Below are 14,018 nucleotides of genomic sequence, written 5' to 3' on the forward strand. Positions count from 1 at the left end.
ATGGATGCTAAAGTACTCATAGAATCATTTGCAGAGTTTGCAAAATCTAAAAATGTAGATCGCCCAACAATGATCCGCATATTGGAAGATGTATTTAGAGCGATGATTCGCAAAAAATACGAAACTGATGAAAATTTTGATGTCACCATCAATGCGGATAAAGGAGACCTTGAAATTTTAAGGGTCAGAGAGATTGTTGATGACAATTCAGAGGATATCTGGGACTTTGACAAAATAAGCTTGACAGATGCCCGAAAAATCGAGCCTGATTTTGAAGTTGGCGAAGAGGTTTATGAAAAAATTGAGCTGGAGGACTTCGGTAGAAGAGCAGTAATGATGGCAAGACAGACTTTGATTCAAAAAATCAAAGACCTGGAAAAAGATCTTTTGTTCAATCAGTATGAAGAATTGGTCGGTGAAATTATTTCAGCCGAAGTTTATCAGATTTTGGGTAGAGAAGTTCTCTTGATAGATGGAGAAGGAAATGAACTGATTCTCCCTAAAGGAGAGCAAATCCCGAAGGACCGCTTTAGAAAAGGTGATTCAGTAAGGGCCATTGTCCATAAAGTGGAAATGGTAAACGGTAATCCCAAGATAATTTTATCCAGAACCTCACCTATATTTTTGGAAAGATTGTTCGAAAATGAGGTACCGGAAGTATTTGACGGTCTGATCACCATCAAAAAGATTGTAAGAGAACCGGGCGAAAGGGCCAAGGTAGCGGTAGAATCCTATGATGACAGGATTGACCCTGTCGGAGCATGCGTAGGCATGAAAGGAAGCCGTATTCACGCCATAGTCCGTGAATTGCAAAATGAGAATATCGATGTTATCAATTATACAGAAAATCTGGACCTTTATGTTTCCAGAGCTCTAAGTCCTGCAAAAGTATCTTCCATTCAGGTTGATAAAGAGCGTAAAAGAATTTCAGTATTCCTGAAACCCGATCAGGTTTCGATGGCGATTGGAAAAGGTGGATTCAATATCCGTCTTGCTTCAAGACTATTGGGTTATGAAATTGATGTATTCAGAGAACTCAGTGATTACGAAGATGAAGAAGATGTTGATTTGGAAGAATTTGGCGACGAAATCGAAAGCTGGGTGATTGATGAATTGAAAAAAACAGGATTGGACACTGCTAAGAGTGTATTGACGCTGACCAAAGAAGACCTATTGAGAAGGACCGAATTGGAAGAAGAGACAATCGATGATGTGTTCAAAATATTAAAACAGGAATTTGAACAGTAAATATGGGCCGATTAACCCAATAATTGGCCTATATTTGCGGAAAATAAAGAAAGAGTTTTTAACGTATGTCAGAAGAAATAACGATGCGACTTGGCCAAGCAGCCAGAAAACTCAACGTAGGAATTGCTACGATTGTGGAATCTATGGCTAAAAAAGGCTTTGAAGTGGAAAACAATCCCAACTCCAAAATCAACATGGATCAATTTGACATGTTGGCCAAGGAGTTTAAATCCTCTGCCCAGGACAAGGAGGAAGCTTCGCACCTTTCTATTGGAAAGCGTCATCATGAGACATTTACAATAGAAGCGGAATCAGAAGCAAAGGAGGAAAAGAAACCTGAGCAAGTAATTGAACCAAAAAAAGAAGAGGCTGAAAAGATTTCTCCGGAAGTTCCTAAGGTAAAGGAGAAAGAAGTTGAAGTGGAAAAAATCCCACTTGATGCTCCTAAATTACAGGGAATCAAAGTATTGGGCAAGATTGATCTGAGTGCAAAAACAGAATCTCCCAAGAAAGAAGAGGTGAAAGCTCCCGAGCCGACTATTGTTCCCAAGCAAGAAGAAGTTAAAAAAGAGGAGGGAAAACCTGAAATTCAGGCTGAAAAGCCTCAACCTGACGACATAGTTAAAAAACCTGTTGAAGAGAAACCAAAAGCGGTAGTCACTCCAAAAGCGGAAGAAAAACCGAAAGAAGTAATTCCTCCTGCTCCTGAAAAACCAGTGGTTGTTGAATTACCTGAGAAAAAAATACCATTCACTCCTGAAAACAGAGTAATTGCTGCAAAGGCAGACGCTTTGAAAGGCCTTACTGTATTAGGAAAAATAGAACTACCGGAAGATAAGTCCAAAAAGAAAGGAAAGCCGGTTGCATCTTCAGACGAAAAGGGTAAAGACAAAAAGAAAAGACTTCGAAAGAGAATCGATAAAAAACCGGGAACTCCGGGCCCAGGACAAGGAAGAGCCCCTGAACCAGGTGTTCCAAATAAACCAAAACCTCCTGGACAGGGCGGTAGCACTCCTCCTCAAGGAAATCAAAGAGACAGAAAACCTGCTGGTGCACCAGGAAGACCTCGACCAGGACAACAGCAGAATGTAGGCCGAATCCAAAAAGCGGAACCTACTCAAAAAGAAATACAGGATCAGATCAAACAAACTCTTGCAAGATTGCAGGGAGGCGGAAAATCCGGTGGTGGAAAATCGAAAAGAAGAGATAAAAGAACAGAAAGAAGCAGAGAGGAAGTTGAAGGGGTTGAAGATACCAAAATATTAAGAGTCACTGAATTTATTTCTGCAAATGACCTTGCGTCATTGATGGATATATCTGTGAACCAGGTGATATCCACTTGTATGTCTTTGGGTATGTTTGTCTCTATCAACCAAAGATTGGATGCAGAAGCCATTACTATAATCGCAGATGAATTTGGATACGAGGTTGAATTTACCAAGCCTGACGAAGAGACTGAAACCATTGAAGCAATAGATTCTCCTGAAGAATTACTTGACCGTGCACCAATCGTTACGATCATGGGTCACGTTGATCATGGTAAAACTTCACTCCTTGATTATATAAGGCGAGCAAAAGTAACTGCTGATGAAGCAGGTGGTATCACCCAGCATATCGGTGCTTATGATGTGACTACCAAAGACGGTGATAAAATTGCTTTTTTAGATACACCTGGACACGAAGCCTTCACAGCCATGAGGGCAAGGGGAGCTAAAATTACAGATGTTGCCATTATTGTGATTGCTGCGGATGACAATATCATGCCTCAAACTAAGGAAGCCATCAATCATGCTCAAGTAGCGGGTGTCCCTATGATATTTGCAATCAATAAAATTGATAAGCCAAACGCCAATCCGAATAAAATTAAAGAAGAACTTGCCAATATGAATTTATTGGTGGAGGAATGGGGCGGTAAATACCAGTCTCAGGATATTTCTGCAAAGACAGGTGTCGGGATCGATGAGCTGTTGGAAAAAGTATTGCTTGAAGCAGAAATTCTTGAATTGAAGGCCAATCCAAATAAGAATGCAGTTGGCACAGTAGTGGAAGCTTCTTTGGACAAGGGTAGAGGTTATGTAGCAACAGTAATGGTTCAGGCCGGTACATTAGGTGTCGGAGATATCATGCTTGCAGGCCCACACTATGGACGTGTCAAGGCCATGTTTGACCATAAAGGTAAAAAACTGGATAAAGCAGGTCCATCCACCCCGGTACAGGTTTTAGGATTGGCAGGTGCACCTCAAGCAGGTGATACCTTTAAAGTATACGATTCAGAAAGAGAAGCCAGAGAGATTGCCAATTCCAGAGAACAGATTCTCCGTGAACAAAGCATGCGAACCAAAAAGCACATCACTTTGGACGAAATCGGAAGAAGGTTGGCTATAGGAAGTTTCAAAGAACTCAATATCATCATCAAAGGTGACGTGGATGGTTCTGTAGAGGCACTTTCGGATTCCTTGCTTAAACTTTCCAAAGAGGAAGTTTCCGTGAACATCATCCATAAGGGTGTGGGTCAGATATCTGAATCCGATGTCCTTTTGGCATCCGCTTCAGATGCCATTATTCTGGGCTTTAATGTCAGACCTTCTACCAATGCCAAGAAACTGGCTGAACAGGAAGAAATTGAAATCAGACATTATTCCATCATCTATGACGCCATCAATCAAATCAAAGATGCCATTGAAGGTATGTTGGAACCTGAGTTTGAGGAAATCATCACCGGTAATATCCAGGTGCGGGAGGTGTTCAAAATCTCAAAAATCGGAACTGTCGCCGGATGTTATGTAACTGATGGATATATCACCAGAAAAAACAAAATCCGCGTAGTCAGAGATGGTATTGTAATCCATGATGGAGAAATTGACCAGTTAAAACGATTCAAAGATGATGTTTCTGAAGTAAAAGCCGGTTACGAATGTGGTATTTCTATTAAGAAATTCAATGATATATTGGTAGATGATACCATTGAAGGATATCATATGCAGGAGATAAAACGCAAAAAATAAACATTAAAAGGAACGGCCAAAACCGTTCCTTTTTTTTAAATATGAAAGAGGTTCTTTCCCCTTTTTTCCAAATCCTGTTCACCATTTCAATTTTCTGTCTGATTATCGGATTGATTCGCCCGGTATTGGTGCTTTGGTTCTTGGATAGATTCAATAGATGGAAAGTAATAAAAGTATACGGGGTATTGGCAATGTTTTGGTTGCTATTAATTTATATTTTGAATCTGTTTTAGTTTTTAGGATTTTTTGAATTTTTTAAAAAAATACCTGACATTTATCATGCTTTTAAATTATTTATGTAATTTTCAATCTAAAATCAATTTCAATTGAGAAAGATTGTAGCCATATTCCTCCTTTTTTGCTTTGCATTATACCATTTTGGGTACTATGTAGCGTATTTTTCATTTAGGCTGCAAATAGAAAATCATTGGTCCGAAAAAATTTTTAGTGCCTCTCAGGAAGGTTTTGATGAAAGAATCATGGAAATTCCACTTTCTATCCCATACATGGCTGATGAAGAGGAGTTCAGGGCTACCAACACAAGCTTTCAGAAGGATGGACAATATTATCGGGTTATCAAACAAAGATACATCAACGACACCCTACAGGTGGTATATGTACCTGATAGTGCCAAAAAGAACTTGGAAAGCACAATTAAACAATGGGTAAGTTCCTTGGTGCAAGACGAATTGCCGGATTCTGGCAGCAATACTTTATTAGGCAAAATCTTTGTAAAAGATTATACTCAACCTAACAATGAGTTTGATTTCGCTTTCAATATAATCAATGATAAACATTACAAAGGGTTTGTTTTTTTAACTTATCACAATCAGGATATCAACCTTACTACCCCACCACCGGAATTGGTTTGATTTTTCAGCCGGTTTTCTTTGGATATTTTCTTTTCAGAAAGTAACCTCAACTGTACATATTTTACTGAGATAAATCCGATGTTTTCAATGGGTTTGTTGCATTACATTTATTCCAGATATCTGTGCTTTTGAGATATTTACAAAAAAGGAATTTTTATTTCAAATGAATTTCTGTCATGCCCATCGATCCAAATCAATTGATGGGTAGGACAGAAATTCGGACCGGACTGCTTTTACCAGTTTTCATACATCAACTAATTCTTAAAAATTATGAAAAAACTACTACCAATAATCTTGGGATTGATGGTATATGGGGCTACCCTAAATCATGCCCATGGACAGACTCCTTGGGATGAAATAATGATGGGGAGGGGCGAGATTTGTGCGGCTTTGATTTATGAGCATTCTTCGTGGAATCAATATTGGGAAGGAAGTTATTTAAGGGAAAATGCCAATATCGGCACATTTACAAGACAAATGGGAATGCCTATGGTCGCTATGGGCCTAACCGATAAAATCAACCTTATTACAAGTGTCCCCTATATAAACACAAAAGCATCAGGAGGTACACAAGTTGGCCAAACCGGATTTCAAGACCTAAGTGTTTCCTTAAAAATAGATTGGTTACAAAAACAACTTGGAAATGGCAGGCTTCAATTCCTTACCAATACCCATTTCAGCACACCTGTGGGAAATTACCTATCCGATTATATGCCTTTTAGTATTGGCTTAGGGGCACCTGAACTTGGCATGAGAGGGATTGGTGCATACAAAATGGACAATGGATTGGTTTTTAGAGCAGGTTTGGCTTATCTATGGAGAGGACAGACCGAAATTGAAAGGGACTTCTATTATGAAGATGGAGCTGTATATTCCCCTTACATGAACGTACCCCATTCCCTGAATTTTCATGGAGCGATTGGATATTGGGCTTTTGACAATAGACTGAGACTAGAAGCAACCTATATGAGTCTAAATTCTTTATCAGGTGATGATATTCGCTCCTACAACAGACCTCAACCCACCAATAAAATGGAAGTCAGTCAAATTGGCGCCTGGGTTCAATATTATATCAATACTGACAGGGGCCTAGGTGCTCTGGCTTATTTCAACCAAACTGTTAGTGGCAGAAATATGGGAAAAGCCACGACGTTCGGTATTGGTCTTACTTATCAATTAAAAGTCTATTAAATCTTACTGAAAATGAGAAATTTGTTTATATCCTATTTGGTACTAATCTTCCTTTTCCTCACTACAAGTGCCTGTCTGGAGGAAACACCACGCTATATGAATTTTGATGAATACGAATTTGAGAGCATGGATGAAACCGGTGGAAATTGGAAAACCATCCTTGTAGGCGACCCGGCGCAAATCAATATTCCCCAACCTGAGCCCATCAATTCAACCGATTATCAGGCTGAACTTAACGACCTAAAGTTACAAATGGAAATGTTGACGCCTACTCAAAAGCAAGCTGTAAGCTATTGGTCAAGTAATCCTATTTTGAGGTGGAATGAGATAGCCCTTGAAATGGCTGCAAAATACAACCTAATACCAGGACCTAACGCTGATGGCACTTATACTTTGCCAAACCCTGCCAACCCAATGGGGCCGCCACCATTTCCGTTTGCCCATCCTCCTTATACCAGTAGAATGTTGGCATACTTAAGTGTGGCCCAATTTGATGCCTTAGTTGTCGCTTGGCATTACAAATTCCAATATAACCGTCCAAATCCATCTCAAGTGGACGAAAGAATTAAACCAGCCTATTTGCTTAGCACCTTACCATCCTATCCTTCTGATGGAGCAACAGTTGCCAAAGTTTCCAAAGAGATTCTGTCTGTAATGTTCCCCTTGGAAATATCATTTCTTGACAAAAAATACAGAGAACACATCGCAAGCCTCGTTCATGCTGGTATCAATACCCAAAGCGATGTTGAAGCAGGTATTGAAATTGGTTCAGAAGTTGTCAAGTTGGCCATGCAGCGTGCTTCGGCAGATGGCATGTCTAAAGCCCAGACTCCAAAATCAGTGTCAGATTCTATTGCAAATGCTGCCTTTGAAAAGTTTGGATGGAAATGGCAAAATACCGAAGTACCCCAAAGACCAGTTGGATTGACTCCTCTCTTTGGTCAGGTAAAAATGTGGCATGTGCCTACAGTGGAAGAAGTAAGGTCCATCCCTCCCCCAGCTCCCGGTTCACCACAATTCGAAACCGACGTTGCTGAACTGAAGAAGTTTGCTGCTCATATGACACTAAATCAAAGAAGAATTGCCAATTGGTGGGAGGATGGAATAGGTTCTTATACCCCACCTGGTCACTGGAACAAATTCGCAAAAGAATATACCGTGAAATACAAACTCAACCCCTTAAGGACTGCTAGGGTATTCGCTTACATGAATACTGCCATCATGGATGCAGGTGTGGCATGTTGGGATACAAAATACTACTATCATTATCCTAGACCAGTTGAGGCAATTCCGGGTTTTAAAACCATTCTCGGAACCCCCAATTTTCCCGCCTATACCTCTGGACATAGTACTTTCTCCGCTGCGGGAGCAGAAGTATTGGCTTATTTCTTCCCAGCTGACGCAGCACAATTCAGACTTTGGGCAGAAGAAGCAGCCATGTCACGGCTTTATGGAGGAATTCACTACCGATTTGATGCAGAAGTAGGTATCGATCAAGGAAAAAAAGTAGCTGCATACGCGGTGGCACGTGCCAAAACTGATGGAGCTCAATAGATGAAAAATCTATTTTATATAGGTATCATTTCTTTATGCTTTTTGGAAATCCTAAAAGTATATTTCATCATGCCTATGACTGGAATGATCTGAAAAATCAAAGGATTATACATGACATCATCGGAAAAACCCCAATTTTTCTGGTATTGTCGGAGGATGATCTAAGTTTTGCCGCATTTAAAAGAGAGTCATTTCAATATTTTCAAATTAAGGAAGACACTCTTCATTCAGATGAATCAAAATTCAATCTTGCCGGAAAATCATTTCATTCCGGAACACCAAGTCTGGAGAAAATCAATGCTTATCAGGAATTCTGGCACAGTTGGAGGACATTCCATCCTTCAACAAGGATTCACAACTAAATGATAAAACAAAAGGAGTTTTTAATACCATAGATTGATTAATTGATCATCCCCGGGCAATGCTTTGGCCCGGGGTTGTTTTTTTAAGCCAGAAAATCTAAACTCCTCTTTTTTAAACAATTTCAAGTAGTTTTCACAGGTTCTTCAATTTCTTTTCTTAGGCTTTTGCCCGCAAGAACAATCAGGGAAATAGATAAAACAAAAAGCAATCCTGCGATCAAGGAAAGTACATAAACTTTATCCTGATAGTTTTTCCATGCAAACAAGCCCAATGAGGTCAAAGTGACAGTGAACATAAAAAACATGGGTATGGTCACGAAAGTAGCATTGATCTTTTTTCTCATCAACCAAACTGCTATGGTCAAAAGCGCCAATGCAGCCAACAGTTGATTGGCAGAACCAAAAATTGGCCAAAGCGTGGTAAAACTTCCTGATGCCAAAAGCAATATGGATAGCAACACCACTACCATAGTAGATATATACCTGTTTTGCGATATTTTGGCTCCAATCGGATTTTTGACATCTTCGAAGTATTCCTGCAAGGTGAATCTTGCCAATCGGGTACAGGTATCCAAAGTTGTCAATGCAAAAGCAGAAACTGTCAAAGCTACAAATCCAACTGCAAAGGATTCAGAAATCCCCATTGAAGCAATCATGCTCCCCAATCCACTGGCAAAAAGTGGGACCGGGCCTTCTTCACCCAACCTTCCCAAATATTCCCCTCTACTCAAAACAATAACCGCAGCTACTGAAATAATCGCCAAAAAAGATTCAATCAACATCCCTCCAAATCCAACTACTTTGGCATCACTTTCTTTATCCAATTGTTTGGAAGTAGTGCCCGAAGCAACAAGGGAGTGGAATCCGCTGATGGCACCACAGGCAATAGTTACGAACAAAACCGGAAACAGATAACCCAAATTATCCGCATTGAGGTGAATCTCATTATCCATTTTGATTTCAGGATTGGCAATAAAAACGCCTACCACTGCGGCTATGATCAACCCATACAATAAAAAGCTGTTGAGATAATCCCTTGGCTGCAACAACATCGAAACCGGGGTAACTGAAGCAATAAAAGCGTAGCCAAGCAGCATATATATCCAGATTTGATAATCCAAAACGAAAGGTAACTGCATGCCTAAAAAGACAAAATAGTACATCAAAATAATCCCCAATATAGAAATGATCAAAAATGCTCTCTTACTGCTTCCGATCAATTTATTGACCAATCCAAATGCAACTGCCAAACCAATAAATAAAAGGGATGCTGATGCAACTCCAGGATTATTTACAAAAGTTTTGGCAATTATATCGGCAAATACACCGATGACCAGAATCAGTGTAGAAAAACTAAAAACAATAAACAACTGCTTTCCTTTTTTGCCTATGTTTTTTTCAATGATCACACCAATGGATTTTCCTTGATTCCTCAGAGAAGCAGCCATACTTCCCAAGTCATGAACTGCCCCAAAAAATATCCCCCCAACCAGTATCCAAATAACTGCAGGAATCCAACCAAAAGTAACAGCGATAATAGGACCTACAATTGGTCCAGCCCCTGCAATGGAAGCAAAGTGGTGGCCCAAGACCACAATCGGCTTGCTTGGAACATAATCAATTCCATCTGAATACGTATGAGAAGGCGCCTTTCTGGAATCATCAAGACCAAATTTTTTATAAACATATTTGCCATAAGTAAAATAGGCAGTTGTTAAAATAATCGCTGAAATAACAAGAAGGGCAGTAAGGCTCATATTGGAATGTAAATCGTTAGGAAAGTATGAATTTCAATTAAATCCTTCAAATAACAAATGAAATTATCAAGTTTGAAAAATCACCTCAGAATTAAATGCTCCTTTAGGTATAGACAAATTAATCCTTATACCAATCAGGTTTATCAGAATGCAATTTAAGGCTCTTACTGATCTCTGGTAGAATGAAGTTGAAGTCAAATTTTATTTAACGGATAATACCTATAAATTTGTATTCCCTTGAAACGGAAGTTTCAGAATTAAAAAAAATATTATGGCTTGGTTTAAAAGGACAGATAAAGGAATCAAAACTTCTACGGAAGAAAAAAAAGACACGCCTGACGGACTTTGGTATAAAACCCCCCAAGGTAACATTATACATACACGTGAGCTCAAAAACAATTCTTACGTATGCCCTGATGACGAATACCATGTTAAAATCGGTTCCAAAGAATATTTTGAAATTTTATTTGACGAAAATAAATTTACCGAACTTGACACAAACATGGTTTCCGGTGATCCTTTAAAATTTGTAGATACCAAACCTTATAATTCAAGGATTGAGGCAACAATTTCAAAAACTGAATTGAAAGATGCAGTCCGGACCGCTGTTGGGAAAATGAACAATCTTGAATTGGTGGTAGCTTGTATGGATTTTAATTTTATTGGGGGTTCAATGGGTTCCGTGGTCGGCGAGAAAATCTCCCGTGCTATCGACCATTCCCTCAAAAACAAAATTCCTTTTTTGATGATTTCCAAATCAGGTGGAGCCAGAATGATGGAGGCGGGATTCAGTTTGATGCAAATGGCAAAAACTTCTGCAAAACTTGCATTATTGGATAAAGCCGCTATTCCCTATATAAGTCTTTTGACAGATCCGACTACAGGCGGAGTTACGGCATCCTATGCCATGTTGGGGGATTTTAATATAGCCGAACCAGGTGCATTAATTGGTTTTGCCGGTCCAAGGGTAATCAGAGAAACCATCGGAAAAGATTTGCCAAAAGGATTTCAAAGTTCTGAGTTTGTTTTGGAACACGGCTTTTTGGATTTTATCATCGATAGACGGCAGTTGAAAAACAGATTGACTACACTCCTAAACCTTCTGAAGAATTAATCAGTTACTCTATTGAATCAATAAAAAGTAAAAAGGAAAATTCAAGTTCTTTTTCGCCGATTTTATTGATTAATAAATATATTTGTGTTCCCAAAATGGGCTCCGATACTGAAAATTAAAAGTAAAATAATCATTTAAATGGGTTCAGTAATTATTACCTCAATTGTAGCATTTACTATAATCATACTGCTACTTGTTTTTATCCTCTTGTTTGCCCAATCTAAATTGGTTGCTTCGGGAGATGTTAAAATTATTGTCAATGGGGATGAAAGTAACCCCATCGTTGCTTCGGCGGGCTCTACTTTGCTGAGTACACTTGGCAATAAGAAGATCTTCCTTCCTTCTGCCTGTGGTGGCGGAGGTACATGTGCTATGTGTAAATGTGTCATTGAAGAAGGAGGTGGAGAAGTCCTGCCTACTGAAGAAGGTCACCTCAGCCGAGCAGAAAAACAAGGAAATGTAAGATTGTCCTGTCAGGTAAAAGTTAAACAGGATATGAAAATCCGTATTCCTGAAGAAATTTTTGGAATAAAGAAATGGGAGTGCGAAGTTATTTCCAACTACAACGTATCTACTTTTATCAAAGAATTTAAAGTAAAATTACCTGAAGGTGAAATACTTGAATTTGAATCAGGGGGATACATTCAAATTGACGTACCAGTAATTACTGTCAACTTCAAGGACATGGATATCACTCCACATCCGGATTTGGGACACCCCAAAGACGTATATCAAAGTGATTGGGACAAATTCGGACTTTGGGATTTGACCATGAAAAATGACGAGGAACTCTTCCGAGCTTATTCCATGGCCAATCACCCTGCTGAAGGAAATATAGTAATGTTGACCATCCGTATTGCTACTCCACCGTGGGATAGGGCCAATAACAAATGGATGGATGTAAATCCGGGAGTTTGTTCTTCCTATGTTTTCTCCAGAAAACCCGGAGATAAAGTGACCATTTCAGGACCTTATGGAGAATTCCATATCAATCCTACCCAGAGAGAAATGATTTATATTGGTGGTGGTGCAGGAATGGCCCCATTGAGATCACATATTTTCCACCTTTTCCATACTGAGAAAACTGATAGAAAAGTTTCCTATTGGTATGGTGGCAGATCTAAAAAAGAACTCTTTTACACTCCTCAATTCAGAGAAATTGAAAAGGAATTCCCGAATTTCCAATTCCATATTGGTTTGTCTGAACCGCTTCCGGAAGACAATTGGAAGTTGAAAACTTCTCTTGATGACAATAAAGGTGATGGCTATATCGGATTTATCCATCAGGTACTTTATGACAATTACCTTAAAAACCACCCTGAACCGGATGAGGTGGAATATTACCTATGTGGGCCACCATTGATGAATGCAGCGGTTTTGAAGCTTCTCGATGATATGGGTATCCCTCAGGAAAATATCAGGTTTGATGACTTTGGAGGATAAAATACCAAATAGAGTCCCGCAAAAGCGGGACTTTTTTATTTACTCAGGATTTTTTAATTATTTTTGGATAGCATTCTAAACCCGAGCAATGGAAATACAGCAATTCTTTGAACCTATTCCAGAGTACATCACTTCCCAGAAATACAGCTCTAACTCATTTTTCAATTATATCCATTATTTCGGAGACACTTTTCCTGATTTAAAAGGCTTACAGATTGCAATAGTGGGACTCACTGAAAAAAGAGGAATTCTTAAAAATGACAGCATTGAAAGAGGTGCTTCTGAAATCAGGGAAAAACTTTATCACTTAAAAAAAGGGAATGGCCTTTATAAAATTGCGGATTTGGGCGACCTGAAAAATGGAGATACTTTAGAAGATACACTGAAAGCCATCTATTCGGTAGGCGAATTTTTGATCAAAAAGCAGATCCTTCCGGTTTTTTTGGGTGGATCCCATGATTTGGATCTTGGACAATATCTTTCATATCAAAGATTGGATAAATTGGTATCCATGCTCACCATTGATGCGAAAATTGACATGGAAGAAGACGGAACTCCTTCTGAAAGACACTCACAGGACATCATTCTTCACCAACCCAATTTCCTTTTCAACTACAGTCACTTGGCTTATCAAAGTTTCCTTACGGATATCGATCTGATCGGAGTTTTAGAAAAATTACACTTTGACCATGTCCGGGTCGGTAACCTTAGGAGTAACTTCCAGGAAGTTGAACCGCTTATCCGGAATGCTGATTTATTGAGTTTTGATATCTGTGCCATCCAATCAGCCGATGCACCGGGTGCAGCAGATGCGCAGCCCTTTGGGCTGACCGGGGAAGAGGCATGTCAGATTTGTAGGTTTGCCGGAATGAATGAAAAACTTTCCTCGATAGGCATTTATGGTTATCAACCCTATTTTGATGACAATAGAAACAAGACAGCTACCATTATTGCCACCATGGTTTGGTATTTTATTGAAGGCTTTTTTGAGAGAAAAGACAGCCTATCCTTCAAAAGCAGCGATTATATCAAATATACTGTATCTTTGGATTCACAGCCTTCTGTCCTGATATTTTACAAAAGTATAAGAAGTGATAAGTGGTGGATGGAAGTTCCGCAGGGTGATCAGAAAAAATTTGACCGAACCACAATAATCCCCTGCAGCTATCAGGATTATCAGATGGCTCAATCAGGCGAGATTCCTGAAAGGTGGATAAACGCCCAGCTCAAATTATTCTAAATGAAAATTTACAGCTTACAGCAATTGGCACTTAGAAACGGTCAGGACAAACCTGAGATTTGGGTAGCTTACCAGGGCATCATTTATGATGTCACTGAATCCAGGCTCTGGAAAAATGGCAAACATTATGAACATTGGGCAGGACAGGATTTGACTGATGAACTGCCCGATGCCCCGCACACTGCGGAGGTATTCCAAAAATTCATGACCATCGGTCAATTGATGAAATAAT

The 14,018-nt window shown here is 39.4% G+C and carries 11 protein-coding genes; 10 read left to right on the forward strand and 1 reads right to left on the reverse strand.

Going from position 1 to position 14,018, the window contains the following annotated elements; translation table 11 throughout:
- From nusA to B9A52_RS01800, 6 genes are all read left to right on the forward strand, one after another.
- Entirely contained in the window at positions 1 to 1,248 is a 1,248-nt protein-coding gene (gene nusA, locus B9A52_RS01770) for a transcription termination factor NusA (RefSeq protein ID WP_084118683.1), read from the forward strand.
- Between the two features lie 65 nt (positions 1,249 to 1,313).
- Positions 1,314 to 4,253 (forward strand): translation initiation factor IF-2, encoded by a 2,940-nt coding sequence (gene infB / locus B9A52_RS01775; protein ID WP_084118684.1) that lies wholly within the window; start codon positions 1,314 to 1,316, stop codon positions 4,251 to 4,253.
- A 326-nt stretch (positions 4,254 to 4,579) separates the two neighbouring features.
- Entirely contained in the window at positions 4,580 to 5,125 is a 546-nt protein-coding gene (locus B9A52_RS01785; protein ID WP_084118686.1) for a hypothetical protein, read from the forward strand.
- A gap of 270 nt (positions 5,126 to 5,395) precedes the next feature.
- Positions 5,396 to 6,316 (forward strand): transporter family protein, encoded by a 921-nt coding sequence (locus B9A52_RS01790; protein WP_084118687.1) that lies wholly within the window; start codon positions 5,396 to 5,398, stop codon positions 6,314 to 6,316.
- A 12-nt stretch (positions 6,317 to 6,328) separates the two neighbouring features.
- Complete coding sequence (locus B9A52_RS01795) at positions 6,329 to 7,870, forward strand: phosphatase PAP2 family protein (RefSeq protein ID WP_084118688.1); 1,542 nt, start codon at positions 6,329 to 6,331, stop codon at positions 7,868 to 7,870.
- Between the two features lie 35 nt (positions 7,871 to 7,905).
- Positions 7,906 to 8,232, forward strand: coding sequence for a DUF3179 domain-containing (seleno)protein (locus B9A52_RS01800; protein WP_084118689.1), 327 nt, complete (start codon positions 7,906 to 7,908; stop codon positions 8,230 to 8,232).
- A gap of 122 nt (positions 8,233 to 8,354) precedes the next feature.
- Here the strand turns inward: B9A52_RS01800 and B9A52_RS01805 are convergent, their stop codons facing one another.
- Positions 8,355 to 9,989 carry a carbon starvation CstA family protein gene (locus B9A52_RS01805; protein WP_084118690.1) on the reverse strand — a complete coding sequence of 545 codons (1,635 nt, stop codon included), beginning with the start codon at positions 9,987 to 9,989 and terminating at the stop codon, positions 8,355 to 8,357.
- 271 nt (positions 9,990 to 10,260) lie between these two features.
- On the opposite strand from B9A52_RS01805, the gene accD reads away from it, so the two are divergent.
- The 4 genes from accD (at position 10,261) to B9A52_RS01825 (ending at position 14,017) form a co-directional block, all read left to right on the forward strand.
- Positions 10,261 to 11,103, forward strand: a complete 843-nt coding sequence (gene accD, locus B9A52_RS01810; RefSeq protein WP_084118691.1) for an acetyl-CoA carboxylase, carboxyltransferase subunit beta — start codon at positions 10,261 to 10,263, stop codon at positions 11,101 to 11,103.
- A gap of 138 nt (positions 11,104 to 11,241) precedes the next feature.
- The gene (gene nqrF, locus B9A52_RS01815) at positions 11,242 to 12,546 is read left to right on the forward strand and encodes an NADH:ubiquinone reductase (Na(+)-transporting) subunit F (RefSeq protein WP_084118692.1); all 1,305 of its coding nucleotides are present in this window, start codon (positions 11,242 to 11,244) and stop codon (positions 12,544 to 12,546) included.
- A gap of 88 nt (positions 12,547 to 12,634) precedes the next feature.
- The gene (locus B9A52_RS01820; protein ID WP_084118693.1) at positions 12,635 to 13,786 is read left to right on the forward strand and encodes a formimidoylglutamase; all 1,152 of its coding nucleotides are present in this window, start codon (positions 12,635 to 12,637) and stop codon (positions 13,784 to 13,786) included.
- Positions 13,787 to 14,017, forward strand: coding sequence for a cytochrome b5 domain-containing protein (locus B9A52_RS01825; protein ID WP_084118694.1), 231 nt, complete (start codon positions 13,787 to 13,789; stop codon positions 14,015 to 14,017). It abuts the gene before it with no gap.
- Position 14,018: the final 1 nt, after the last annotated feature.

The sequence above is a fragment of the Aquiflexum balticum DSM 16537 genome, from assembly GCF_900176595.1.
Classification (GTDB): Bacteria; Bacteroidota; Bacteroidia; order Cytophagales; family Cyclobacteriaceae; genus Aquiflexum; species Aquiflexum balticum.

Excerpts from the sequence above, each read along its gene's own strand:
- nusA (WP_084118683.1), top strand. The coding sequence starts at position 1 with ATGGATGCTAAAGTACTCATAGAATCATTTGCAGAGTTTGCAAAATCT.
- infB (WP_084118684.1), top strand. The coding sequence starts at position 1,314 with ATGTCAGAAGAAATAACGATGCGACTTGGCCAAGCAGCCAGAAAACTC.
- B9A52_RS01790 (WP_084118687.1), top strand. The coding sequence starts at position 5,396 with ATGAAAAAACTACTACCAATAATCTTGGGATTGATGGTATATGGGGCT.
- B9A52_RS01795 (WP_084118688.1), top strand. The coding sequence starts at position 6,329 with ATGAGAAATTTGTTTATATCCTATTTGGTACTAATCTTCCTTTTCCTC.
- B9A52_RS01800 (WP_084118689.1), top strand. The coding sequence starts at position 7,906 with ATGCTTTTTGGAAATCCTAAAAGTATATTTCATCATGCCTATGACTGG.
- B9A52_RS01805 (WP_084118690.1), bottom strand. The coding sequence starts at position 9,989 with ATGAGCCTTACTGCCCTTCTTGTTATTTCAGCGATTATTTTAACAACT.
- accD (WP_084118691.1), top strand. The coding sequence starts at position 10,261 with ATGGCTTGGTTTAAAAGGACAGATAAAGGAATCAAAACTTCTACGGAA.
- nqrF (WP_084118692.1), top strand. The coding sequence starts at position 11,242 with ATGGGTTCAGTAATTATTACCTCAATTGTAGCATTTACTATAATCATA.
- B9A52_RS01820 (WP_084118693.1), top strand. The coding sequence starts at position 12,635 with ATGGAAATACAGCAATTCTTTGAACCTATTCCAGAGTACATCACTTCC.
- B9A52_RS01825 (WP_084118694.1), top strand. The coding sequence starts at position 13,787 with ATGAAAATTTACAGCTTACAGCAATTGGCACTTAGAAACGGTCAGGAC.